Source organism: Serratia sp. Res13-Sevr-LER1-36-b (assembly GCF_015673035.1).
Taxonomy (GTDB): domain Bacteria; phylum Pseudomonadota; class Gammaproteobacteria; order Enterobacterales; family Enterobacteriaceae; genus Chania; species Chania fonticola_C.
On sequence record NZ_JADACK010000023.1, the window covers coordinates 94,272 to 119,542 of the forward strand.

The 25,271-nt window shown below is 55.0% G+C and carries 22 protein-coding genes; 17 read left to right on the forward strand and 5 right to left on the reverse strand.

Annotation, left to right across the window (positions count from 1 at the left end):
- Nucleotides 1-156: 156 nt before the first annotated feature.
- From rpoE to rseC, 4 genes are read left to right on the forward strand one after another with little or no spacing between them, the layout of a single operon-like run.
- The gene (gene rpoE / locus IMQ33_RS18090) at nucleotides 157-732 is read left to right on the forward strand and encodes an RNA polymerase sigma factor RpoE (protein ID WP_012146382.1); all 576 of its coding nucleotides are present in this window, start codon (nucleotides 157-159) and stop codon (nucleotides 730-732) included.
- Nucleotides 733-762: 30 nt separating this feature from the next.
- Complete coding sequence (gene rseA / locus IMQ33_RS18095) at nucleotides 763-1,416, forward strand: anti-sigma-E factor RseA (protein ID WP_065686636.1); 654 nt, start codon at nucleotides 763-765, stop codon at nucleotides 1,414-1,416.
- On the forward strand, nucleotides 1,416-2,375 hold the full coding sequence (gene rseB / locus IMQ33_RS18100) for a sigma-E factor regulatory protein RseB (protein ID WP_024485798.1): 960 nt from the start codon (nucleotides 1,416-1,418) through the stop codon (nucleotides 2,373-2,375). Before rseA ends, rseB begins: the two co-directional genes overlap by 1 nt.
- Nucleotides 2,372-2,848 carry a SoxR-reducing system protein RseC gene (rseC, locus tag IMQ33_RS18105; protein ID WP_065686635.1) on the forward strand — a complete coding sequence of 159 codons (477 nt, stop codon included), beginning with the start codon at nucleotides 2,372-2,374 and terminating at the stop codon, nucleotides 2,846-2,848. Before rseB ends, rseC begins: the two co-directional genes overlap by 4 nt.
- On the opposite strand, the gene IMQ33_RS18110 is transcribed toward rseC, so the two are convergent.
- Nucleotides 2,845-3,669 carry a hypothetical protein gene (locus IMQ33_RS18110; RefSeq protein ID WP_196062078.1) on the reverse strand — a complete coding sequence of 275 codons (825 nt, stop codon included), beginning with the start codon at nucleotides 3,667-3,669 and terminating at the stop codon, nucleotides 2,845-2,847. The two genes, rseC and IMQ33_RS18110, sit on opposite strands and share 4 nt — an antisense overlap.
- A gap of 532 nt (nucleotides 3,670-4,201) precedes the next feature.
- On the opposite strand from IMQ33_RS18110, the gene lepA reads away from it, so the two are divergent.
- The 7 genes from lepA to acpS all read left to right on the forward strand — a co-directional run bounded on the left by lepA (nucleotide 4,202) and on the right by acpS (nucleotide 10,864).
- Nucleotides 4,202-6,001, forward strand: coding sequence for a translation elongation factor 4 (lepA, locus tag IMQ33_RS18115; protein ID WP_024529376.1), 1,800 nt, complete (start codon nucleotides 4,202-4,204; stop codon nucleotides 5,999-6,001).
- Nucleotides 6,002-6,032: 31 nt separating this feature from the next.
- Nucleotides 6,033-7,010, forward strand: coding sequence for a signal peptidase I (gene lepB, locus IMQ33_RS18120; protein ID WP_065686633.1), 978 nt, complete (start codon nucleotides 6,033-6,035; stop codon nucleotides 7,008-7,010).
- 342 nt (nucleotides 7,011-7,352) lie between these two features.
- A complete protein-coding gene (gene rnc, locus IMQ33_RS18125) occupies nucleotides 7,353-8,033 on the forward strand; it encodes a ribonuclease III (protein ID WP_021178901.1) in 681 nt (226 codons plus the stop codon).
- Nucleotides 8,030-8,938, forward strand: a complete 909-nt coding sequence (era, locus tag IMQ33_RS18130; protein ID WP_065686632.1) for a GTPase Era — start codon at nucleotides 8,030-8,032, stop codon at nucleotides 8,936-8,938. Before rnc ends, era begins: the two co-directional genes overlap by 4 nt.
- A gap of 8 nt (nucleotides 8,939-8,946) precedes the next feature.
- Nucleotides 8,947-9,678, forward strand: a complete 732-nt coding sequence (gene recO, locus IMQ33_RS18135) for a DNA repair protein RecO (RefSeq protein WP_065686631.1) — start codon at nucleotides 8,947-8,949, stop codon at nucleotides 9,676-9,678.
- Nucleotides 9,679-9,752: 74 nt separating this feature from the next.
- Complete coding sequence (pdxJ, locus tag IMQ33_RS18140) at nucleotides 9,753-10,484, forward strand: pyridoxine 5'-phosphate synthase (RefSeq protein ID WP_065686630.1); 732 nt, start codon at nucleotides 9,753-9,755, stop codon at nucleotides 10,482-10,484.
- Nucleotides 10,484-10,864 (forward strand): holo-ACP synthase, encoded by a 381-nt coding sequence (gene acpS / locus IMQ33_RS18145; protein WP_065686629.1) that lies wholly within the window; start codon nucleotides 10,484-10,486, stop codon nucleotides 10,862-10,864. The genes pdxJ and acpS overlap by 1 nt, the downstream gene beginning before the upstream one ends.
- 209 nt (nucleotides 10,865-11,073) lie before the next feature.
- On the opposite strand, the gene IMQ33_RS18150 is transcribed toward acpS, so the two are convergent.
- Both IMQ33_RS18150 and IMQ33_RS18155 read right to left on the reverse strand, forming a co-directional pair.
- Complete coding sequence (locus IMQ33_RS18150) at nucleotides 11,074-11,334, reverse strand: YfhL family 4Fe-4S dicluster ferredoxin (protein WP_021807691.1); 261 nt, start codon at nucleotides 11,332-11,334, stop codon at nucleotides 11,074-11,076.
- A gap of 53 nt (nucleotides 11,335-11,387) precedes the next feature.
- On the reverse strand, nucleotides 11,388-12,236 hold the full coding sequence (locus IMQ33_RS18155; protein ID WP_196062077.1) for a MurR/RpiR family transcriptional regulator: 849 nt from the start codon (nucleotides 12,234-12,236) through the stop codon (nucleotides 11,388-11,390).
- A 211-nt stretch (nucleotides 12,237-12,447) separates the two neighbouring features.
- Here IMQ33_RS18155 and yfhb point away from each other — a divergent pair, with 211 nt between their 5' ends.
- Complete coding sequence (gene yfhb / locus IMQ33_RS18160) at nucleotides 12,448-13,095, forward strand: phosphatidylglycerophosphatase C (RefSeq protein WP_196062076.1); 648 nt, start codon at nucleotides 12,448-12,450, stop codon at nucleotides 13,093-13,095.
- A 39-nt stretch (nucleotides 13,096-13,134) separates the two neighbouring features.
- Here the strand turns inward: yfhb and yiaY are convergent, their stop codons facing one another.
- Nucleotides 13,135-14,286 carry an L-threonine dehydrogenase gene (gene yiaY / locus IMQ33_RS18165; RefSeq protein ID WP_161712150.1) on the reverse strand — a complete coding sequence of 384 codons (1,152 nt, stop codon included), beginning with the start codon at nucleotides 14,284-14,286 and terminating at the stop codon, nucleotides 13,135-13,137.
- A 328-nt stretch (nucleotides 14,287-14,614) separates the two neighbouring features.
- Between yiaY and tadA the strand changes: the two genes are divergently transcribed.
- A complete protein-coding gene (gene tadA / locus IMQ33_RS18170; protein WP_098931840.1) occupies nucleotides 14,615-15,121 on the forward strand; it encodes a tRNA adenosine(34) deaminase TadA in 507 nt (168 codons plus the stop codon).
- A gap of 17 nt (nucleotides 15,122-15,138) precedes the next feature.
- On the opposite strand, the gene mltF is transcribed toward tadA, so the two are convergent.
- Entirely contained in the window at nucleotides 15,139-16,596 is a 1,458-nt protein-coding gene (gene mltF, locus IMQ33_RS18175) for a membrane-bound lytic murein transglycosylase MltF (protein ID WP_098930037.1), read from the reverse strand.
- A 275-nt stretch (nucleotides 16,597-16,871) separates the two neighbouring features.
- On the opposite strand from mltF, the gene purL reads away from it, so the two are divergent.
- From purL to glrR, 4 genes are all read left to right on the forward strand, one after another.
- Nucleotides 16,872-20,765, forward strand: a complete 3,894-nt coding sequence (purL, locus tag IMQ33_RS18180) for a phosphoribosylformylglycinamidine synthase (protein ID WP_196062095.1) — start codon at nucleotides 16,872-16,874, stop codon at nucleotides 20,763-20,765.
- A gap of 824 nt (nucleotides 20,766-21,589) precedes the next feature.
- Nucleotides 21,590-23,026 carry a HAMP domain-containing sensor histidine kinase gene (locus IMQ33_RS18185; protein WP_074029482.1) on the forward strand — a complete coding sequence of 479 codons (1,437 nt, stop codon included), beginning with the start codon at nucleotides 21,590-21,592 and terminating at the stop codon, nucleotides 23,024-23,026.
- A 3-nt stretch (nucleotides 23,027-23,029) separates the two neighbouring features.
- Entirely contained in the window at nucleotides 23,030-23,911 is an 882-nt protein-coding gene (gene qseG, locus IMQ33_RS18190; RefSeq protein WP_065686624.1) for a two-component system QseEF-associated lipoprotein QseG, read from the forward strand.
- Nucleotides 23,908-25,248 (forward strand): two-component system response regulator GlrR, encoded by a 1,341-nt coding sequence (glrR, locus tag IMQ33_RS18195; protein ID WP_021178888.1) that lies wholly within the window; start codon nucleotides 23,908-23,910, stop codon nucleotides 25,246-25,248. Before qseG ends, glrR begins: the two co-directional genes overlap by 4 nt.
- Nucleotides 25,249-25,271 lie beyond the last annotated feature (23 nt).

Below are 25,271 nucleotides of genomic sequence, written 5' to 3' on the forward strand. Positions count from 1 at the left end.
AAAGCCACGGACAAGGTGACATCAACAAAAAAACAATGGCGGTATGGAACTTAGCGTTCCGTATGAACTCCAAGCGAGTGCTTGCTCAGGAAAATAATGTATGGCTGGCGGTACAATTTCACGCGTGGAGATAGATTTGGGGAGAATTTACCTCGGATGAGCGAGCAGTTAACGGATCAGGTTCTGGTTGAGCGGGTCCAGAAGGGCGATCAGAAATCGTTTAACTTACTGGTAATTCGTTACCAGCATAAAGTGGCGAGTCTCGTTTCGCGCTACGTACCACAGGGCGACGTGCCGGATGTGGTGCAGGAGTCGTTTATTAAAGCTTATCGCGCACTGGAGTCGTTCCGTGGCGATAGCGCCTTTTACACCTGGTTGTATCGAATTGCTGTCAATACAGCAAAAAATTATCTGGTTGCTCAGGGCCGGCGCCCACCGTCAAGCGATGTGGATGCCAATGATGCCGAAAATTACGAAAGTGCGGGTGCACTGAAAGAAATTTCGAACCCTGAGAACTTAATGTTGTCAGAAGAACTGAGACAGATAGTTTTCCGTACCATTGAGTCACTCCCAGAGGATCTTCGCATGGCGATTACCCTGCGGGAGTTGGATGGTCTAAGCTACGAAGAGATAGCCGCCATCATGGATTGCCCGGTCGGAACCGTACGTTCACGTATTTTCCGTGCTCGGGAGGCTATCGATAATAAAGTTCAACCGCTGATCCAACGTTAGCGATAGCGGACACTGGAAGGGTACTTAGGCATGCAGAAAGAAAAGCTTTCCGCTCTAATGGATGGTGAAATGCTCGACAATGAGCTGCTGAGTTCATTGAGTAAAGATCGGGCGCTTCAACAAAGCTGGCAGAGCTATCACCTAATCCGTGACACGTTACGGGGTGATATCGGGCAAGTCATGCATTTCGATATCGCAGACCGTGTTGCTGCCGCATTGGAAAAAGAGCCCGCTCGTCTGGTTCCTTCGGCAATCCCCGAATCTCAACCGCAACCTCACACCTGGGGTAAACTGCCGTTCTGGCACAAGGTGCGTCCTTGGGCTAGTCAGCTAACTCAAGTTGGCGTTGCCGCTTGTGTCTCTCTGGCAGTGATCGTGGGTGTGCAACAGTACAATCAGCCAACAGCCCAATCAGGTGCGGCTGAAGCACCAGCGTTCAATACGTTGCCAATCATGGGGCAAGCTTCCCCGGTCAGCCTGGGCGTCCCGGCAGACAGTTTCTCAACCGGCAGCGGTCAACAGCAGCAGGTGCAGGAACAGCGTAAGCGTATCAATGCCATGCTGCAGGATTATGAGCTGCAACGCCGTTTGCACTCCGATCAGCTGCAACTTGAACAAAGCAGGCCACAGCAGGCCGCAGTTCAGGTTCCTGGAACACAGTCTTTAGGAATGCAACAGCAGTAATGAAGCAAATCTGGTTCTCCGTTTGTCTTTTAACGGGCGGCCTGCTCAATTCGAATATCGCCTCGGCGCAGGAACCTGCGTCCGGGGCGTTATTGCAACAAATGAGCAGTGCCAGCCGTTCACTCAACTATGAACTCGCCTATATCAGCATCAGCAAGCAGGGGATAGAGTCATTACGCTATCGCCATGCGGTGATCGATAAGCAGCCCCTTGGGCAGTTACTGCATATGGACGGCCCTCGTCGGGAAGTGCTGCAACGTGGTGGTGGGATCAGCTATTTTGAGCCTGGTCTGGAACCGTTCACGCTGTCTGGCGATCACATCGTCGACGCCTTGCCCGCCATTGTATTTGCCGATTTCGACTATCTGGCGAAATACTACGACTTCATCTCCGTTGGCCGCACCCGCATTTCCGATCGGCCTTGTGACGTCTACCGCGTCGTGGCTCGTGACGGTTCCCGTTACAGCTATGTGGTCTGGATGGATATGGAGACCAAGTTGCCGCTTCGGGTCGATTTGCTCGATCGTGATGGCGAAACGCTGGAACAGTATCGGGTCATCTCGGTAGTGGTGGGCGATCAGGTGAAAAACGTCATGCAACCGTTGCTCAAGGCCAATCTGCCACCGCTATTGACCTTACCCGCCGCTGAAGACGTTAAGCTGGCCTGGAATGCCGGTTGGTTGCCCGCTGGCGTTAACGAGGTGGCGCGTAATCGCCGCAAGTTACCGAATGTGGCGGTGCCGGTTGAATCGCGGCTTTATAGCGATGGCTTGTTCAGCTTCTCGGTTAACATCAGCCCTTCGGGCAGCAATACCAGCCAACAGTTTTATCGTCAGGGCCGGCGCACCATCCAAACCGAAATTCGTAATGGCAATGAAATTACCGTGGTTGGAGAATTACCTCCTTCAACGGCGAAACGCATTGCCGACAGTATTACTTTCAAGGTAGCGCCGAAATGATGAAAGAGTGGGCCACGGTCATCTCGTGGCAACAGGGTGTAGCACAGCTGCGTTGTGAGCCTAAAGCTGGCTGTGGCAGCTGCACCGCGCGCTCTGGCTGCGGTGCTCGCGCATTCGACGAACTGGTGCCTGAAAGTGAACATCACCTGCAGGTGGCAATCGCCCAGCCTCTGGAACCCGGCCAGCGCGTTGAAGTCGGTATCGCCGAAGGCAGCCTGTTGCGCTCGGCGATGCTGGTCTATCTGACCCCGCTATTAGGCATGATGCTAGGTGGTGGTCTGCTGCAATGGTGGCTGGGCAGTGACGCAGCGGCGGCACTCGGTGGGATTTTAGGGGGCGGCCTCGCTTTCCTGATCGCACGCGCCTTGGCAAAACGCCTCGGCGAACAGGCCAATTATCAACCCGTGGTGCTGCAAATCGGTTTGCCGCCCGGTGCCTTGCGGTTGAACACCGAAACCGAATCCTCGCTTTAATATGCTGGCCGCGTCATCGCCGGGTTGTTATAGGCGGGGATGCGGTTGTTGATCATATGCTCCATCAGCGCAATAAACAGATCGGCGCTGAACAGCGAGTCATAACCCAGCGAAAACAGCTCATTGCCTTGTAGATCCAGCAAACGAAGGGTGCCATGCGGTATATTGTTTTCCAGCCGGTGGATCTTTTCGATCTGAACCCTGGCCTGGGCGGTACTCAGCGTCGTAGCGCTAAGCCATAATGTTTGAGTCGGCTTCTCTTGCCACGAACCAAGCCAGCCCCTACCGCTAATGAGATAGCCGAAGGTCAATATTTCCCCCTGATAAAGCGAATTTAATGCCAGCGGTCCACGCTGCTGGATCTGTTGCTGGATCAGGGTTTCAATCAGCTGCCGAGAGTGAGAGATATTGCTCTTGATGCTGTACCAGAAAGCCGCCTCCGAGGTGCGAAACGCCATACTGTCGTTTAGCCCGCCAAGCAGCCTGCTACCGCGAGAATGGTAGATATCGGCAATCTTTTCAAACGCGATAAACCGTTCTTTATGACTGTGATGATCCAGCACGCGTACGCCATGCTCATACAGGCGATAGGTCAGCATTGGCCGCAGATAATGGCGCAATGCCAACAAAGTAGTGCCTAACAGAATGGTTGCCGCGCCGGCTTGCAGTAAGGCCAGTACGTGAGGATCTTCCATGTTGCTCAATAACGGCATTAACAACAGCGCCGCACCGAGAGTGAACAACAGCGTTACCGCTGCCAAAATGCCCCAGTTGACCTTGGAAAAATCGTGCCGGCTCAGCATTTGCCCTTTATCGATCATGATAAACCTTCCAATCAATGTTCAGAGGAGATGCTGGTGAACTCTGGTGGGCTTGCCGATGTCGTAGTGCCCTGAAGTCTGTTTTTATCCAAAGTTCTTGCCACTTGTAACCGAGGGGCAAAGGAGCGTATATCAGGTTTATCCTAAAGCGGTCGCGTCGTGGTTTAAATGTAAGTTATTGATAAAAATATTATTTATTAAACAATTAAGATTGGGTTTATTGCGTAATCGCGTAATATGTATTACCACCGGGTAAATAGTGTCTGGCCAAGAGGATTGGCGTAATTAACCCACAATTTTTATCAGGCCTTCTCCGCGTTAATATCTGCTTTCATCAACTGCGGCGCGTTGTAACACTAAACTACGTATAATCGAATAGCTTCCCTACACCGATTGCTAGGTTTTCAGTGTTGTGGCATGTAGAATGCTGCGATTCAGGCGAAAAATAGCCGACCCATTCACCGTCGCTTTATGTCCATGCGGGTTCCATAGGCGAGTAATTCAGAAATACCAAGGCAGAAAAACTAATTAAATGAAACACATAAGAAATTTTTCTATCATTGCCCATATTGACCACGGTAAGTCGACGCTGTCTGACCGTATTATCCAAATCTGCGGCGGCCTGACCGAACGTGAAATGGCCGCACAGGTGCTGGATTCTATGGATCTGGAACGTGAGCGTGGTATTACCATCAAAGCGCAGAGCGTAACGCTCGACTATAAAGCCAAGGATGGGCAGGTTTACCACCTTAACTTTATCGACACCCCTGGGCACGTTGACTTCTCCTATGAGGTTTCCCGCTCACTGGCCGCCTGTGAAGGCGCATTGCTGGTGGTGGATGCCGGGCAGGGCGTAGAAGCCCAGACCTTGGCAAACTGCTATACCGCACTGGACATGGATCTGGAAGTGGTGCCGGTGTTGAACAAGATTGACCTGCCTGCCGCCGATCCGGATCGCGCTGCACAGGAAATCGAAGATATCGTGGGCATTGATGCGACTGACGCGGTGCGCTGCTCGGCAAAAACCGGCGTTGGCGTGCCTGAAGTGCTGGAGCGTCTGGTGCGTGATATCCCGCCACCAGAAGGTGATGCGGATGCTCCGCTGCAGGCGTTGATCATCGACTCCTGGTTTGATAACTACCTTGGCGTTGTCTCCCTGATCCGCGTGAAAAACGGCACCCTGCGCAAGGGCGATAAAGTTAAGGTCATGAGTACTGGCCAAACTTATAACGCCGACCGTCTGGGGATTTTCACCCCGAAACGTGTCGATCGCGACGTGCTGAACTGTGGCGAAGTGGGCTGGTTGGTCTGCGCCATTAAAGATATCCTCGGCGCGCCGGTGGGCGATACCTTGACGCTGGCTCGCCAGCCGGCAGACAAAATGCTGCCAGGCTTCAAAAAAGTGAAGCCACAGGTGTATGCCGGCCTGTTCCCGATCAGTTCCGACGATTATGAAGCCTTCCGTGATGCGCTGGGCAAGCTGAGCCTGAACGACGCCTCCCTGTTCTATGAACCAGAGAGTTCCACCGCGTTGGGCTTTGGCTTCCGCTGTGGCTTCCTGGGTCTGCTGCACATGGAGATCATTCAGGAGCGTCTGGAGCGTGAATACGATCTGGAACTGATCACTACGGCACCTACGGTAGTGTATGAAGTCGAAACCACCGGCAATGAAACCATCTACGTCGATAGCCCTTCCAAGCTGCCGCCGTTGAATAACATCGCTGAACTGCGTGAGCCGATTGCGGAGTGTCACATGCTGATGCCGCAGGAATATCTGGGCAACGTGATCACGCTATGTATTGAGAAGCGTGGCGTACAGACCAACATGGTTTACCACGGTAACCAGGTGGCGCTGACCTACGAAATCCCAATGGCCGAAGTGGTGCTAGACTTCTTTGACCGTTTGAAATCCACCTCGCGCGGTTACGCGTCACTGGACTATAACTTCAAACGTTTCCAGGCCTCGGACATGGTGCGTGTTGACGTGTTGATCAACAACGAACGCGTAGATGCGCTGGCGCTGATCACTCACCGTGATAACGCGCAGTATCGTGGCCGTGAACTGGTTGAGAAAATGAAAGAGCTGATCCCACGCCAGCAATTTGATATTGCGATCCAGGCGGCGATCGGCACGCATATCATCGCTCGTTCTACGGTGAAGCAACTGCGTAAAAACGTGTTGGCCAAGTGCTACGGCGGCGACGTCAGCCGTAAGAAGAAGCTGCTGCAGAAGCAGAAAGACGGTAAAAAACGCATGAAGCAGGTGGGTAACGTTGAGTTGCCGCAGGAAGCGTTCCTGGCCATTCTGCACGTGGGTAAAGACGGTAAGTAAGAGCGAAAGCTCGCGTAACTAGGGAGTTTGCATGGCGAATATGTTTGCCTTGATCTTGGCGATAGCCACTTTGGTGACCGGGATCATCTGGTGCTTCGAGCGCTTTAAATGGGCGCCGGCACGCCGGGCGAAAATCGCGGCGGTCAATGCACAGGCGGCTGGAACGATCGACGAAGCGGCTTTGGCGAAAGTGGCCAGGCAGCCAGGTTGGGTTGAAACCGGGGCTTCAGTGTTCCCGGTATTGCTGTTGGTGTTCGTGGTGCGTTCGTTTATTTACGAGCCGTTCCAGATCCCTTCAGGCTCAATGATGCCGACGCTGTTGATTGGTGATTTCATTCTGGTGGAAAAATTTGCCTACGGCGTAAAGGATCCAATCACCCAGACCACGCTAATTGAAACCGGTCATCCCAAGCGCGGCGATATTGCGGTCTTTAAATATCCACGCGACACCAAACTGGATTATATCAAACGCGTGATTGGTGTACCTGGCGATCGTGTGACCTATGATCCGGTGAATAAGCGCGTGACGGTGCAAGAGTCCTGTAATAGTGGCCAGGCGTGTGATACCGCATTGGCGGTCACCTACAGCGATATGCAACCGAGCGATTTTGTGCAGATGTTTACCCGCAGCGGCATGGGCGAAGCCAGCAACGGTTTCTTCCAGATCCCACTGACGGATAACGTGCCACAGGGCGGTATTCGCCTGGGTGAGCGCAAGGAAACGTTGGGCAACGTAACTCACCGCATTCTGACCGTGCCAGGTGCACAAGATCAGGTCGGCGCTTACTATCAGCAAGCAGGCCAGCCGTTGGGCGAGTGGGTAGTACCCGCTGGCCATTACTTCATGATGGGCGATAACCGCGATAATAGTGCAGACAGCCGTTATTGGGGATTCGTGCCTGAGAAGAATCTGGTAGGTAAAGCCACTGCGATCTGGATGAGTTTTGAAAAGCAGGAAGGTGAATGGCCAACGGGCGTCAGATTGAGCCGTATCGGTGGTATTCACTAATAGCGTTTTGCCAACTGCAGCCAATTAGGCTGCAGTTTATATGGTCAAGATCCCTATGGATTTCGAGTTGCAGCTAGGCGACACGCTATTTAATCCCCAGGAGCTTACTTTTGGGTAAGTGACTGGGGGGAAATAGTGCAGGTAACAACGCTGCAGCTTGAAAGACGACGGGAAAAACGCAGCAATATATTTCCACTCGTTGTAGAATAGCCCCTCGAGCGATAAAAGTTGGCCCCTTTTGGGCGCCACTGCAAACGAAACAGCTTTGGATTGGCTTTTGGCAAAGCAGGCCTGTTCCGTATGCTGCAAGTTTTTGACGCATTCTTGATCTATTGGTAACTCATGAACCCCATCGTAATAAACAGGCTGCAGCGGAAGCTGGGCTACACTTTTCAACAGCAGGAGCTCTTACTGCAAGCGTTAACTCACCGTAGCGCCAGCAGTAAACACAATGAACGTCTCGAGTTTCTGGGTGATTCGATCCTTAGTTTTGTCATCGCCAATGCGCTCTACCAGCGTTTTCCTCGCGTAGACGAGGGAGACATGAGCCGCATGCGTGCCACGCTGGTGCGGGGCAATACGTTGGCGGAGATGGCGCGTGAATTCGATCTGGGCGAGTGTTTACGCCTTGGGCCGGGCGAACTGAAAAGTGGTGGATTCCGCCGCGAGTCAATCCTGGCGGATACGGTGGAGGCACTGATTGGCGGTGTGTTCCTGGATAGCGATATTCAAAACGTTGAGCGACTGATTTTGGACTGGTATCGTAGCCGGTTGGACGAAATCAGCCCCGGTGATAAGCAGAAAGACCCGAAAACCCGCTTGCAGGAGTTTTTACAAGGTCGTCATCTGCCGTTGCCAACATATCTGGTGGTGCAGGTTCGCGGTGAGGCGCACGATCAGGAGTTTACTATCCACTGTCAGGTGAGTGGTTTGAGCGAGCCCGTCGTGGGCACCGGCTCAAGCCGCCGTAAAGCCGAGCAGGCGGCAGCGGAACAAGCGCTGAAAAAGCTGGAGCTTGAATGAGCGAAGAAAAACAATACTGCGGTTTTATTGCGATCGTAGGTCGTCCCAACGTGGGCAAATCCACGTTGCTGAACCAACTGCTGGGGCAAAAAGTCTCCATCACCTCGCGTAAACCACAGACGACCCGTCACCGTATTATGGGTATCGATACCGATGGCGCTTATCAGGCCATTTACGTCGACACCCCGGGTCTGCATATCGAAGAAAAGCGCGCCATCAACCGTTTGATGAACCGCGCGGCCAGCAGCTCAATCGGCGACGTCGAGCTGGTGATCTTCGTCGTAGAAGGCACGAACTGGACTGCCGATGATGAAATGGTGGTCAACAAGCTGCGCAGCCTGAAAAGCCCGGTGCTGCTGGCGATCAACAAGGTCGACAACGTTACCGACAAATCCAAGCTGTTGCCGCACATTGCGTTCCTAAGCAAGCAGATGAACTTCCTTGATGTGGTGCCGATCTCTGCCGAAAAAGGCATGAACGTGGACACTATTGCGGCTATCGCGCGCAAAGTGTTGCCGGAAGCGGAACACCATTTCCCGGACGATTACATCACTGACCGTTCTCAGCGCTTTATGGCGTCGGAAATCATCCGTGAAAAGCTGATGCGTTTCCTGGGTGAGGAGCTGCCTTACTCGGTGACGGTCGAAATCGAACAGTTCGTACCGAATGAGCGCGGTGGTTACGACGTGCACGGTCTGATCCTGGTTGAGCGTGAAGGCCAGAAGAAGATGGTTATCGGCAACAAAGGTTCAAAGATCAAGACCATCGGTATTGAAGCCCGTCAGGACATGGAACAGATGTTTGAAGCTAAAGTGCATCTGGAGCTGTGGGTGAAAGTGAAATCCGGCTGGGCGGACGACGAACGTGCGCTGCGTAGCCTGGGCTATACCGACGACCTGAAATAAACTATCCAATGGATGGCTGGGAGCGCGCTTTCGTCCTGCATGGGCGGCCCTTTAGTGAAACCAGCCTGATGCTGGACTTGTTCACGGAAGGCCATGGGCGGGTGCGCTTGCTGGCAAAAGGCGCACGCAGTCGTCGTTCCAATCTAAAGGGTTGTTTGCAACCCTTTACTCCTCTGTTAGTACGCTGGGGCGGTCGTGGCGAAGTCAAAACGCTGCGCGGTGCCGAAGCGGTCTCCCTTGGTTTACCCCTCAGCGGCATGATGCTTTACAGTGGCCTTTACGTGAATGAACTGTTGTCACGGGTGCTGGAGCAGGAGGGCAACTATTCGGTGTTGTTCTTCGATTATCTGCAATGCTTACAGGCTTTGGCGGCGGAGGACAGTTCCCCGGAACATGCCCTGCGGCAGTTCGAGTTGGCGCTGTTGGGGCACCTGGGTTACGGGCTGGATTTTCTACATTGTGCTGGCAGCGGCGAACCGGTGGATGACGGCATGACCTATCGCTATCGCGAAGAAAAAGGCTTTATCGCCAGCCTGGTGGTGGATCATTACAGTTTTACCGGCCGTGAACTCCGTGCCCTGTATGAACGCCAATTCCCCGATGCAGCAACCCTGCGTGCAGCCAAGCGCTTTACCCGTATGGCGTTGAAACCCTATCTCGGTGGTAAGCCACTGAAGAGCCGTGAACTGTTTCGTCAGTTCGTGCGCAAACAACCTGATACCCCCGTCGACGAAGCCTGAGCGGTTTCTGCTTTTGCCGTTTTGCCCGCCCGTGTAAACTGCTGCTACTGAAAATGACTTAGTAGAGGGTTGTCATGGCTGATTTACTGCTGGGCGTCAATATCGATCATATTGCCACGTTACGTAACGCGCGCGGCACCAATTACCCGGACCCGGTGCAGGCGGCATTTATTGCCGAGCAGGCGGGTGCCGATGGCATCACCGTTCACCTGCGTGAAGATCGCCGTCATATCACCGACCGCGACGTGCGTATCCTGCGCCAAACCATCCAGACCCGTATGAACCTGGAAATGGCCGTCACCGATGAAATGCTCGATATCGCCATTGAGCTGAAACCTCAGTTTTGCTGTCTGGTGCCGGAAAAACGTCAGGAAGTGACCACCGAAGGCGGGTTGGACGTGGCCGGGCAGCAGGACAAAATGGCGGTGGCGGTTGAACGCCTGGCACAGGCTGGCATTTTGGTTTCGTTGTTTATCGATGCCGATCACCGCCAGATCGACGCGGCGGTGGCCGTAGGCGCACCTTATATCGAGATCCATACCGGTGCTTATGCCGAAGCGCAGGGCGATCTGGCGATTCAAGCCGAGCTCAAGCGCATTGCCAAAGCGGCCACCTACGCGGCCAGCAAAGGCCTGAAGGTGAATGCGGGCCACGGTTTGACCTATCATAACGTGCAGCCGATCGCCGCGCTGCCAGAGATGTATGAGCTGAATATCGGGCATGCCATCATTGGCCAGGCGGTGATGAGCGGTTTACCGGCCGCGGTGGCGGACATGAAACTGTTGATGCGGGAAGCGCGTCGCTAATGGCGATACTGGGCTTGGGAACCGACATCGTGGAGATGGCGCGTATCGAAGCGGTGGTGGAACGTAGCGGCGATCGCCTGGCTCGCCGGGTGTTAAGCCCGGCCGAATGGGAGGTGTATCAGCAGCATCAGCAGCCGGTACGCTTCCTGGCTAAACGTTTTGCGGTCAAAGAGGCCGCCGCCAAGGCGTTCGGCACCGGCATCCGCAACGGCCTGGCGTTCAATCAGTTCGAAGTGTTCAATGATGGCTTGGGGAAACCCAATATCCGGCTGCATGAACGTGCTGCCGAGCTGGCGCAGGAGATGGGGGTGAAGTCGATCCATGTTTCTCTGGCGGATGAACGCCGCTATGCCTGTGCTACGGTGATCATCGAGGGGTAAGGACGGATTTGCCCTGAGTGGTTGTCAGGTGCCGGAGTCAATCTAGTCCCCTCATCCCAACCTTCTCCCACAGAGAGAAGGAGCTAGTTAGGTGTCGCCGTCTGTTACAGAAGTAAGTCTATGGCACCTTCGTTGGAAGAGCAAAGGTGAGCTCAGTAACGATAAATAGCTCGATCGGCCCCCTCTCCCTTTGGGTGAGGGCATTTAACTCACAGGCTATCGGCATGGTGCAGCACGACAAACTTATCCCACAGCTGTTCCTGGTTCTCTACGTGCTGCGGATCGGTAATGATGGTGTTATCGATCGGGCACACCTGCTGGCAGGTTGGGGTCTCGTAATGCCCCACGCATTCGGTGCAGCGGTTGGCATCGATCTGATAAATCTCATCCCCCATCGAAATCGCCTGGTTCGGGCATTCCGGCTCGCACATATCGCAGTTGATACATTTGCGTGTGATTAGCAGGGCCATGGCAACTCTCTCATTATTTACAGGGGTATTTCGCGGAGCGCAGATTATACGCCTTACACCCGTTTTTTCACTAATTGTTCGCTGTGGTGGATGCGATCGTGGGTTTGATCGAGCTCGTGCTGGAGCAGCGCCATAAACAGCAGGTCGGTCAGGGCGAACTGCGCGGTGCTGGAGGATATCGCCGCGCTGCGGATATTGGGCTCTTGCGCAATGGTATAAAGGCAGTGATCGGCCCGTTGCTGTAGACCATTAGGCGAGAAGCTGGTCAGTGCCAACACCTTGGCTCCGGCAATACGTGCTTTTTCGGCGGCCAGGTTGATTTCACGCCGCTCGCCGCTAAACGAGATCGCCAGCAGCAGGTCCTCCTTACTCAGCGCCTTTATCGTCGCCAGTTGAACGTACATATCCGCTTCTGCCACCGCCATCACGCCAATCTTTAGCAGCTTGAACGACAGGTCTTTGGCCACTAGCCCGGAAGCCCCGATGCCAACCAAGATCACCCGCCGCGCCGCACGCAGCATCTCCAGGGCGGTAAGTAGCCGCTGTTCACTGTTGATATCCAGAGTAGCTCGTAATGCGGCCTGCTTTTCCAGCAGCAATTTCTCACCGACGGTTTTGAGTGGATCGCTGCTCAGAATATGATTATGTACAGTCACCACCGGTGCGACCTGCGGTTGAGCCAGCACTTCACCCAATGCCAGTTTCAGCGCCGGAAATCCTTTGTAGCCCAGTTTCTGGGCAAACTTGACCACGCTCGATTGGCTGACACCGGCCAACTGGGCCAGCTTTTGTGAGCTGAGGTGGCGGGCCTGTTCGGCGTTATCCAACAGAAAGTCCGCCAGTTTGCGATCGTTTTGTGCCAGCGTTGGGTAAATCTGACGAATGCGAAGAAGGGTACTCATGGTTTTTTCCTTTGAGCCAGCTGGCATTCTGCCATGCCGGTGGCAAAACGGGCAGCAATCATTTTTGCGAGCAGCAACACTATGACTTGATGAGTTAACGCGCCTTTGGCGTTGACCAATGTCGGTTGTATCTGGTCGGTCTAGTGATTACGATAATAGCCGGTTGTATTTTCACCTGCATAATGGGGTCAACGATCCCGAGGAGTAACGCTTGACTGACAAACCGGTTGCACAGGCCCAGCGCGTGGTATTTTTCGATCTGGATGGCACCTTGCATCAGGAAGACATGTTTGGCAGTTTCCTGCGCTTTTTGCTACGGCATCTGCCGTTGAACCTGGTGCTGCTGGTGCCACTGTTGCCCATTATCGGATTGGGTTTGTTGATCGGTGGGCGGGCAACGCGCTGGCCCATGAGCCTGCTATTGTGGGCAATGACTTTTGGCCGTTCAGAGGCCAGGCTGAAAGCACTGGAGGCGAAATTCGTCGACTATTTTCGCCGTAAGGTCACCGCCTTTCCGGTCGTGCAGATGCGTTTGCGCCAGTACCTGGATGCCCAGGATGCTCAGGTGTGGTTGATCACCGGCTCGCCGGAACGGCTGGTGGAGCAGGTTTATCGGGACTCTGCGTTCCTGCCACGGGTACAACTGGTGGGGAGCAGCATTGTGCGTCGTTACGGGGGCTGGGTATTGCCCATGCGCTGCCTGGGAGTTCAAAAGGTGGTGCAACTGGAGCAGCGTCTGGGAGCGCCATTGAAATTGTTCAGTGGCTACAGCGACAGCAAGCAGGATAACCCTTTGCTCTACTTTTGCGAACACCGCTGGCGGGTAGGTAAAGAAGGCGAGTTACAGCAGTTGGATTAAATGAGGCTCCCTCAGTAAAACGAGGGAGCCTGGCAGCGGTTACATGGCTGCTTTAAAGATTGCAACGATCTGTTCGTGGCTTGCCTGAATTGGGTTGGTAAATCCGCAGGCGTCGTTCAGGGCGTTAGTGGCTAACGTAGCAAAGTCTTCTTCTTTGACTTGCAGATCGCGTAAGCCAGCAGGAATTCCCACGTCTTTCGCCAGTTGGCGAATGGCGGCGATACAAGCGGCAGCCCCTTGCTCATCGCTAAGGCCTGCAACATTTACGCCCATAGCGGCGGCAATGTCTTTCAGACGCCCAGCGGCAACCTGAGTATTGAACTCTTGCACGTGCGGCAACAGCACGGCGTTACACACGCCATGTGGCAGGTTGTAGAAACCACCCAACTGGTGCGCCATAGCGTGCACATAACCCAATGAGGCGTTATTAAATGCCATACCGGCCAGGAACTGGGCATAGGCCATGTTCTCGCGCGCCTGCATGTTTTGCCCATCGTTGACCGCATCACGTAAAGACTCGGCAATCATGGTGGCGGCTTTCAGCGCGCAGGCATCGGTGATTGGGTTGGCGGCGCTGGAGACGTAAGCTTCGATAGCGTGGGTCAGAGCATCCATACCCGTGGCGGCGGTCAGGCCTTTTGGCATGCCAGCCATCAGGTGAGGATCGTTTACCGACAGGATCGGGGTGACATGCTTGTCGACAATCGCCATTTTGATGTGGCGCGCTTCGTCGGTGATGATACAAAAACGCGTCATCTCGGAAGCGGTACCCGCAGTGGTGTTGATCGCGACGACCGGCAGCTGCGGTTTAGCTGAGCGATCAACCCCTTCATAGTCTTTGATTTCCCCGCCGTTAGCGGCGACCAGGGCAATCCCTTTCGCACAGTCATGCGGCGAACCGCCACCCAGAGAAACGACACAGTCGCAGTGATGTTCGCGCAACAGTGCCAGGCCCTGTTTTACGTTTTCCGTGGTCGGGTTGGGATGCGTGCCGTCATAGACGCAGCTTTCAATGTCTTGTGCCGCTAACAGGGCTTGCACCTGAGCTACGACGCCAATGCCGTTCAAAACCTTGTCGGTCACGATCAGTGCGTTATGCAGACCATGCTCTTTCATGGTTTTTGCCGCGTCTTCCAGACAGCCGGAACCAATCATGTTGACGGAAGGGATAAAGAATGTTGAGGCAGCCATAACCTACTCCTTATAAAGGCTTTTTGCGTGAGGTAAACCTTATCGTGCTAATGCATAAGAGAATATGATCTATCACAATTTAGTTAGAAAAAATTTGCTTAATTTTACGGCTTGATTTTCCACCAGTTTATAACGTTTATCTGAAATTCTAAGAGGTGAACAAAATTTAATCATCATTAAATATGATGTTATTGATTTGTTGGTGGCGTTTTGAGCGATCGACAAACGTGGCAGGTTCAGGCTTATTTGCATCAACAAGGCCGAGTGGCTGCGGCAAAAGGGACTAGTGTGTATAATGCCCGCCGCGATGCGCACGAGGACTGATGTGGTGAATGAATATAGTGATGAGTATTGGATGCGTCAGGCGTTAAGCCTGGCTCAACGTGCGCAGGAAGAAGGTGAGGTGCCGGTTGGGGCGCTGCTGGTGCTGGACAATCAGGTGATTGGCGAAGGTTGGAACCGGCCGATCGGCCGCCACGATCCCACCGCTCATGCTGAAATCATGGCGCTGCGGCAGGGGGGGGCGGTATTGCAGAATTACCGCCTGCTGAATGCCACGCTGTATGTCACGCTGGAGCCTTGCGTGATGTGCGCCGGGGCTATGGTGCACAGCCGCATCCGTCGTTTGGTATACGGTGCGGCCGATGAAAAAACCGGAGCGGTGGGTTCGCTGGTGGATATTCTGCGCCATCCGGGCATGAATCATCAGGTAGAAATCGTCTCGGGCGTGCTGGCAGAAGAGTGCGCTGCCACCCTCAGCAACTTTTTCCGCATGCGCCGCGATCAGAAAAAAGCGCTGAAACTGGCGCAGCGGGCCGCAAAAGACCCGCAGTAAAGAATTATCGGGAGTAACTACAGGGCCAGCGCCAGTTCGGCCTCCACGGCCGGATAGCCCTTGGCCAGTTCGGCCTGTTTCATCGCTTCTACCGCTTTCTTCTCTTTTTCCAACAGATAGCCCACCAGGCTGACCTGATAACGGCGGATGTTTTCCACGTAGTTATAGGCTTCGCGGCCACGGGCATAGCCATAGGTGAGTGACGGATAGTAGCGCTTCTGGCTCAGCATCGGCAGGCGCTGTTTCACATCGACCCAGCTGTCGGGGTTGCCTTGCTGGCTTTTGGTGAGTTTACGCGCGTCCAGCATATGGCCCCAGCCCATGTTATAGGCGGCCAGTGCGAACCAGATCCGTTCATCTTCCGGCACCGTGTCGGGCACCTTCTCCATCAGACGCTGCAGATAGAGCGCCCCGCCTTGAATACTCTGTTCCGGATCGAGCCTGTCGGTGACGCCCAGGCCGTCGGCAGTAGCTCTGGTCAGCATCATCAGCCCACGGACCCCGGTGGGGGAGGTCGCCTGCGGATTCCAGTGCGATTCCTGGTAAGCGATGGCGGCCAGCAGCTTCCAGTCAATTTCGCTGGCATACTTTTCAAACAGCGAGCGGAAAGTGGGCAATACCGAGTCGATGGCCGACAGGAAGGTTTTGGTATCAACGTAGTCAAAACTGCCCACGTGCCCCAGATACTTCTCTTCCAATCGGGCCAGCGTGCCGTCTTCTACCCTTTGGCTATAAAAATCCAGCAGCGCGGCGTACAGGCTATCGTCATTGCTGCGCTTAAGATACCAGGTCACAGGTTCTTCATCGGTAATGTCAAAAGCGACGGCCAGCTGTGGATGGATGCGTTGCAACAGGGCAATGGTCACGGAGTCGCCGATGGTGTAATCCAGCTTGCCATCGGCCACCTGTTCCAGCAGCTCTTTCGAGGTCATATCGCTCGACGCTTCCCAACTGAGATCGGGGTATTTGCTTTGTTTGAGCTGCTTTAGCGTGCTGACGTGGGCTGAACCGGAGGCGACCGCCAGCTTGCCTTTGATATCGGCAAAGGTTTTTGGCCGCGTGGTTCCCAGCCGGTAAACCAACTGCTGGGAAACGGAATAGTACGCTGGGCCGGTACTGGCCCGGCTGAGGCGATCCCGGTTGTAGATCAGCCCGGCGGCGAGAATATCGGCATTGTCATCATCGAGATCGTCAAACAGGTCATTGATGTTTTGGTGTGGGATCACCACCAGCTTGACCCCCAGGTAGTTGGCAAAACTTTTGGCCAGCTCATAGTCAAGGCCACTAGGCCCCTGTGGGGTAGTGAAATAGGTTAACGGTGAGTTTAACGTGCTGACGCGCAGTTCCCCCCGCGCTTTGATCGCCTCGAGTTGGCCTCCCTGTCCACCACGCCAGGCGATATTGGGCCACAGGGCAAGCGCCAGCAGTAGGGCTACAACACCGATTAGAATGTAATTTATTTTTAGGCGTTTCAAATAGTTATCTCAAATAAATGCACGCTTTATGTTGACCGTAATCAGGTTTTTTTTATGGTTAAATCACCAGTGCCGGGGCATTTTGCGCAACATTACGCCAGCGCGCAACTTTATTGATAGGTTATGAGAATTCGGCAGCGGGAATAGCTTTTATCAATAATAGCTACGCAAACGGTTTCGTCGGCGACTTGGATTATCTATAATGGCGCGCGTTTTCCCCCTGTTGCGCCCAATGAAGTGCTGAACCCAGTTGCTTCGAAGACGAGAGAACTTTGATTATGGAAATACTGCGTGGTTCGCCCGCTTTATCGGCTTTTCGTATTACCAAACTACTGTCCCGCTGCCAGGATGCTCAACTCCCGATCGTTGATATCTATGCTGAGTACGTTCACTTTGCCGATGTCAGCGTACCGTTAAGCGTCGAAGAGCAGGCCAAGCTGCAGCGGTTGCTCAAGTACGGCCCTTCTCTCGCTGAACATGCTCCGCAAGGCCGACTGCTGTTGGTGACGCCACGCCCGGGCACCATTTCGCCGTGGTCTTCCAAAGCCACCGATATCGCCCATAACTGTGGCCTGACGCAGGTGGTTCGTCTTGAACGCGGCCTGGCATTTTATGTCACAGCGCCGACCCTGACCGAGGCCCAGTGGCAACAGCTTGCCACCCTGCTGCACGATCGCATGATGGAAACGGTATTCAGCGAGTTGCAGCAGGCGGAAACACTGTTCTCTCATCATCAGCCCGCTCCGTATCAGACGGTGGATATCCTGGCGCAAGGCCGCAGCGCGCTGGAACAGGCCAACACCAAACTGGGGCTGGCCCTGGCGCAGGACGAGATCGACTACCTGCTGGCCGCCTTTACCGAGTTGGGGCGCAACCCAACGGATATTGAGCTGTACATGTTCGCACAGGCCAACTCCGAACATTGCCGCCACAAGATTTTCAATGCCGACTGGGTCATCGACGGCGAACAGCAACCGAAGTCGCTGTTCAAAATGATCAAAAATACCTTTGAGCAGACGCCGGACTACGTGCTTTCTGCTTATAAAGATAACGCAGCGGTGATGGAGGGTTCCCAGGTAGGGCGCTTCTTTGCCGCGCCGCAAAGCGGCCTGTATGACTATCATCAGGAAGAAGCACACATCCTGATGAAGGTGGAAACCCACAACCATCCAACGGCGATCTCGCCTTGGCCAGGCGCTGCGACCGGTTCTGGCGGTGAGATCCGCGATGAAGGCGCAACAGGCCGTGGCGCGAAGCCGAAAGCTGGCCTGGTAGGGTTCTCGGTTTCCAACCTGCGTATTCCGGGTTTCGAACAGCCTTGGGAGCAGGATTTCGGCAAACCGGATCGCATCGTTACCGCGCTGGATATCATGACCGAAGGCCCATTGGGCGGCGCGGCATTCAATAACGAGTTTGGTCGTCCGGCGCTGGTCGGTTACTTCCGTACTTATGAAGAGCGCGTCAATAGCCACAACGGCGTTGAGCTGCGTGGCTACCACAAACCGATCATGCTGGCAGGCGGCCTGGGCAACATCCGCGCCGATCATGTGCAAAAAGGTGAGATCACCGTTGGTGCCAAACTGGTGGTGCTGGGTGGCCCGGCGATGAACATCGGTTTGGGCGGCGGGGCGGCTTCGTCGATGGCCTCTGGCCAGTCTGATGCCGATTTGGATTTTGCTTCGGTGCAGCGTGATAACCCGGAAATGGAACGCCGCTGCCAGGAAGTGATCGACCGCTGCTGGCAGATGGGCGATAGCAACCCGATCCTGTTTATCCACGATGTGGGTGCCGGTGGCCTGTCGAACGCGATGCCGGAACTGGTTAGCGATGGTGGCCGCGGTGGCCGTTTCGAACTGCGTGACATTCTCAACGACGAGCCGGGCATGAGCCCGCTGGAAGTGTGGTGTAACGAATCCCAAGAGCGTTATGTGATGGCGGTAGCGCCTGAGCAGATGGCGACCTTCGAGGAAATCTGCCGCCGTGAGCGCGCGCCTTTCGCGGTGATTGGCGAAGCGACGGAAGAACGCCATCTGACGCTCAACGATCGTCACTTTGACAATCAGCCGATCGACATGCCGTTGGATGTGCTGCTGGGCAAAACGCCAAAAATGACCCGCGACGTGAAACGTCAACAGGCGAGCGGCGAAGCGTTGCAGCGTGCTGGTATCTCCATTGCCGATGCGGTCGAGCGGGTGCTGCACTTGCCAGCCGTCGCGGAGAAAACCTTCCTGATCACCATTGGCGACCGTACCGTCACCGGCATGGTTGCGCGTGACCAGATGGTCGGCCCGTGGCAGATCCCGGTAGCCGACTGTGCAGTAACCACAGCCAGCCTGGACAGCTATTACGGGGAAGCGATGTCGATCGGTGAGCGTGCTCCCGTCGCATTGCTGGATTTTGCCGCCTCTGGCCGCCTGGCGGTAGGGGAAGCGTTGACCAACCTGGCCGCAGTGGAAATCGGTTCGCTCAAGCGGGTGAAACTTTCCGCCAACTGGATGGCCGCAGCGGGCCACCCTGGCGAAGATGCCGGTCTGTATGAAGCGGTGAAGGCGGTGGGGGAAGAACTTTGCCCAGCATTGGGGATTACCATTCCGGTGGGTAAAGACTCGATGTCGATGAAAACCCGTTGGCAGGAAGGCAATGAACAGCGGGAAATGACGTCACCATTGTCGCTGGTGATCACCGCATTTGCTCGCGTCGAAGATGTGCGCCACACCGTGACGCCGCAACTGCGTACCGACAAAGGTGATAGCGCACTGTTACTGATCGACCTGGGTAATGGCCACAATGCCCTGGGGGCAACGGCGTTGGCGCAGGTCTATCGCCAACTGGGCGACAAGCCAGCCGATGTACGCAACGTGGAGCAATTGGCCGGTTTCTTCAACGCGATGCAGCAGCTGGTGGCGGATCGTGCGCTGTTGGCCTATCACGACCGTTCCGATGGCGGCCTGTTGGTCACCTTGGCCGAGATGGCATTTGCCGGGCATTGCGGCGTGGAAGTCGATATTCAGGCGCTGGGTTCCGACGCCTTGGCTGCCTTGTTCAACGAGGAACTGGGTGCGGTGATCCAGGTGCCAGCTGCGCAGCTGGCAGCCGTACAGCAAGTATTTGCCCAACACGGTCTGACGGATAACGTACATCACCTTGGCCAGGCGCTGAGTGGCGATCGTTTCGTTATCACCAGCGCTGGCAAACCGGTGTACAGCGAAAGCCGCAACACCCTGCGTACCTGGTGGGCTGAAACCACCTGGCAGATGCAGCGCCTGCGTGATAACCCGGAATGTGCCGATCAGGAGCACCAGGCCAAGCAGGATGAACGCGATCCGGGCCTGAACGTCAAGCTGACCTTCGCGACCGATGACGACATCGCGGCACCTTATATCGCCAAGGGCGCACGCCCCAAGGTTGCGGTATTGCGTGAGCAAGGGGTTAACTCCCACGTTGAGATGGCGGCGGCGTTCCACCGTGCCGGTTTTGATGCGGTTGACGTTCACATGAGCGATCTGCTGGCAGGCCGCCGCGATCTGCAAGAGTTCCACACGTTAGTGGCCTGTGGCGGCTTCTCTTATGGCGACGTGTTGGGTGCCGGGGAAGGCTGGGCGAAATCGATACTGTTCAACGAGCGCGTACGTGATGAGTTTGCCGATTTCTTCCATCGCCCGCAGACCTTGGCACTGGGCGTTTGTAACGGTTGCCAGATGATGTCTAACCTGCGTGAACTGATCCCGGGGGCTGAACATTGGCCGCGCTTTGTGCGCAACCTGTCGGATCGTTTCGAAGCGCGCTTCAGTCTGGTGGAAGTGGCCAGTAGCCCGTCGCTGTTTATGCAGGGTATGACAGGCTCGCGCATGCCGATTGCCGTTTCTCATGGTGAAGGCCATGTAGAAGTGCGCGATGCGGCGCATCTGGCGGCGTTGGAACATCACGGCCTGGTTGCGTTGCGCTTTGTCGACAATCATGGTCAAGTGACCGAAGCTTACCCTGCCAACCCGAACGGTTCACCGAATGGGATTACCGCAGTGACCAGCAGCAATGGCCGCGCCACCGTAATGATGCCGCATCCTGAACGCGTGTTCCGCACCGTCAGCAACTCCTGGCATCCAGAGGAGTGGGGTGAAGACAGCCCTTGGATGCGCATGCTCCGCAACGCTCGCAAGCAACTGGGGTGATTTAACCTGAGTTTTGCGTGAAAGTTTACTAAGGCGCCGCGTTGGCGCCTTTTTTTATTTCTTTATTTTTTAAGTGGTTAGCTAATATGTCGGTTTTTTGAGACAAAGGCCATATTGCCTGTCTCTAAAAAGAGACATTTAACTCATTGATTTTAATCAGGGTTAAAGCGATTGGATTTAGTTGTCGTGTTTTGGCGACGGTGTGTCGGATTAATACTCAAACTCGACTACCCTGGTAGCGCGCTGGACGTGACGTTAAAATAATTTATTGTTAATAAACAATATGATAAAAATATTTTTATAAAGTTGGCACGGATGGTGCATTATAACTATCAGTTGCTCATTCACCTTTTTATGATTGGCCCCGTCTAGTACGGAACAGCGCCTCATAAGCCTCCGAATGATGCCTAAGAAATGGTGCCTATCGTCCAACCAAACCGATAACAGACGCGCAAGCGACTTTATCAAGCATCGGACGACACGTGGAGTGAGGCACCGCCTAGTATCCAACTGTGATGAAGCGTTCATCAATCCCGGATACTTTTTGGATGCTATTCGTCCTGATCAGATGCCAGCCTAGTGCTACATCACCTGGGGACGAGGAGTAAGGGCATCCACATATTCCTTGCGATGGGGCATCATGCCCCAGCGTCAATATCCAAACCGCATTGCCTTCGTTATTTCCCTCTATACGTTCCCAAACCACATCAATTTCCTCTTTTGGGGATAACGCGTTTTTGCTTATCTAAGCGCCATTAATCCGCTGCCGGGCTTTTCTCTCCCCGGATTGTCGGTTAGCATCTGGGCAGACTAGAGATAATGAGATGATTTCTTTGAAAAGATGGCGTCTATTTCCACGCTCGTTGCGCCAATTGGTCGTAATGGCGTTCCTGCTGGTGCTGTTACCGCTGCTGGTATTGGCTTATCAGGCCTACCAAAGCCTGGATCATCTCAGCGCGCAGGCGGCAGATATCAACCGTACGACGCTGGTGGATGCCCGCCGTAGTGAGGCAATGACCAGCGTGGCGCTGGAAATGGAGCGCAGCTATCGCCAGTATTGCGTACTGGTCGATCCGACCCTGGAGCGGCTGTACCAGAACCAGCGAAAACAGTATTCACAAATGCTGGATGCCCACGCCCCGATCCTGCCGGACGAACGTTACTACCAGACGCTACGTAAACTGCTGACTCAGCTTGCCACCATCAAGTGCCAGAGCAGCGGGCCGGACAAGGACGCTTCACAACTGTTAGAGTCTTTTTCACATTCCAACGCCGAAATGGTCCAGGCCACCCGCACCGTGATTTTTTCCCGTGGGCAGCAACTGCAACAGGCGATCGCCGAGCGCGGCCAATACTTTGGCTGGCAGGCGCTGTTGCTGTTCCTGGTCAGCGTGCTGTTGGTGGTACTGTTTACCCGCATGATTATCGGGCCCGTCAAGGCCGTTGAGCGTATGATTAACCGCTTGGGGGAAGGGCGACCCATCGGCATGACGGCGTCCTTTAAAGGCCCACGTGAACTGCGTTCTTTGGCTCAGCGTATTGTCTGGTTGAGCGAGCGCCTGGCCTGGCTGGAATCACAGCGCCATGAGTTCCTGCGCCATATCTCTCATGAGCTGAAAACGCCGCTGGCCAGCATGCGTGAAGGCACCGAGCTGTTGGCCGATGGTGTGGCAGGCCCGCTCACCTCCGATCAGAAAGAGGTGGTGGCGATCCTCGATCAGAGCAGCCGCCATCTACAATTGCTGATTGAGCAACTGCTGGATTACAACCGCAAACTGGCAGATGGCCCGTCGGAACATGAAAACGTCGAGCTGGAAGAACTGGTGGACATGGTGGTCGCCGCCCACAGTTTGCCAGCACGTGCCAAGATGATCCGTACGGAAGTCAAACTTGAGGCGGAAATCTGCTGGGCAGAGCCTACGCTATTAATGCGCGTACTGGATAATCTCTACTCCAATGCGGTGCACTACGGCAAGGAATCCGGTAACATTTGGATCCGCAGCCGCCAGGTCGGCCAACGGGTACAGATTGACGTTGCCAATACCGGCAGCGCGATCCCGCAAGCGGAACGAACCATGATTTTTGAGCCTTTTTTCCAGGGGAGTCACCAGAGAAAAGGGGCCGTTAAAGGAAGCGGACTGGGGCTGAGCATTGCACAGGACTGTATTCGCCGTATGCGAGGCGAATTGACATTAGTGGATCTCGCCGATGCCGACGTCTGCTTCCGTATTGAATTGCCATTAACCGCCGAGAATGAATAAATAATGTACACAGGGTCTAATCGCGCTTATCAATCGCAGACCGAAGGTTCACCGCGTGTTTCTCTACGCGCACCGCTCGGCAAACATTCGCTTTCTTTTTTGGGCACGATCCTTTTTGCCCCGTTTCTGCTGATCGGCTGTGTCGATCGTGCCGTCAGTAGCGGCCCGGCCCAGCAGCAACAGGAAGCGATCCCGGATACCAAGGTGGTGGATTACCGCATTGCACCTTGCGATACGCTATGGCAACTTGACGAAAAAGAAGCCTTGGAAAACTCACTCTTTTGGCTGCGGGCGATGGACTGCGCCGATCGTATCGGCTCCACGCAGGCCAGAGCCTTAGCGAAAACCCTGCCGGGCAACAATTGGCAGAACGTGTTCAAGCAAAGCATTTTGTTGGGCAGCGCTGAGCCAAGCTCGAGTGAGCGCCGCCAGATCATCGATCGTCTGAACAGCTATCGTCTCGAGTTCCCTAACTCGCTGCGTCCATTGCTGCAACTGTGGCGTCAGCAGCAGGCGTTGCAAGTGAGCCTGTTTGACGAGCGGGCGCGTTACCAGCACCTGCAGGAAAGTTCGGACAGCCAGATCGATTCGCTGCGCCAGAACCAGATCCATCTGCAGAGCCAGTTGCAGGAGACCTCCCGCAAACTGGAGAACCTGACCGATATCGAACGCCAGCTTTCCTCACGCAAGCAACTGCAGGGGGAAATCCCGGAAAGCAGCGTGGCGCAGCCTAAAGCAGATGCCGCAGGCAAGCCCGCAGCACCCGCCAAAGTGGCCGAGCCCGCAGAGCCAGCCCCGGTGACTGAAACCGGTACCGCCTTGCCGGTAGAGCCGGAAGAGACCTACACGCCGCCCGCGGCTAACAAGGAGTCCCCAGCGCAATGACAGCTCGCAAACCGGCCAATCTTTTGTTGGTTGACGACGATCCCAGCCTGCTTAAGCTGTTGGGAATGCGCCTGACCAGCGAAGGTTTTCACGTTACCACGGCGGAAAGCGGACAAGAGGCTTTGCGCCTGCTGGCCCGCGAAAAGATCGACCTGGTGATCAGCGATCTGCGGATGGATGAAATGGACGGCATGGCGCTGTTTGCCGAGATCCAGAAATACCAGCCGGGGATGCCGGTGATCATTCTGACCGCACACGGTTCTATCCCGGATGCGGTGGCGGCGACCCAACAGGGGGTGTTCAGCTTCCTGACCAAGCCGGTCGATCGCGATGCGTTGTATAAGGCGATCGATGAAGCGCTGTCGCTGTCGTCGATCCCGGCCGGTGATGACAGCTGGCGTGAGGATTTTGTCACCCGCAGCCCGATTATGCTGCGGTTGCTTGAACAGGCCAAGATGGTCGCCCAGTCGGACGTCAGCGTGCTGATCAATGGCCAGAGCGGCACCGGCAAAGAGGTGCTGGCACAGGCCATCCATGCGGCCAGCCCGCGGGCCAAGAAAGCCTTTATCGCCATCAACTGCGGTGCGTTGCCGGAGCAACTGCTGGAGTCGGAGCTGTTTGGTCATGCCAAGGGGGCGTTCACCGGTGCCGTCAGCAGCCGTGAAGGTTTGTTCCAGGCGGCAGAAGGGGGCACGCTGTTCCTGGATGAGATTGGCGATATGCCGCTCTCGCTGCAGGTAAAATTGCTACGCGTGTTGCAGGAACGCAAGGTGCGCCCACTGGGCAGCAACCGCGATCTGGATATTGACGTACGTATCATTTCCGCCACCCACCGCGATCTGCCTAAGGCGATGGTAAAAAACGAGTTCCGTGAAGATCTCTATTACCGTCTGAACGTGGTTAACCTGAAAATACCGGCGCTCAACGAGCGGGCCGAAGATATCCCGCTGCTGGCCAACCATCTGCTACGTGCTTCGGCGCTGCGCCACAAACCTTTTGTACGCAGTTTCTCCTCCGATGCCATGAAACGCCTGATGACCGCCAGTTGGCCCGGCAACGTGCGCCAGTTGGTGAACGTGATCGAGCAGTGCGTGGCATTGACCACGGCGCCGGTGATCAGTGAAGCGCTGGTCGAGCAGGCTCTGGAAGGGGAAAACACGGCGCTGCCGACCTTTGTCGAGGCGCGCAACCAGTTTGAATTACACTATTTACGTAAACTGTTGCAGATCACCAAGGGTAACGTCACCCAGGCCGCGCGCATGGCGGGCCGTAACCGTACTGAGTTCTATAAATTGTTGTCGCGCCATGAACTGGATGCCAACGATTTCAAAGAATGATGTTTTCTTTTCTGAACCTGCAT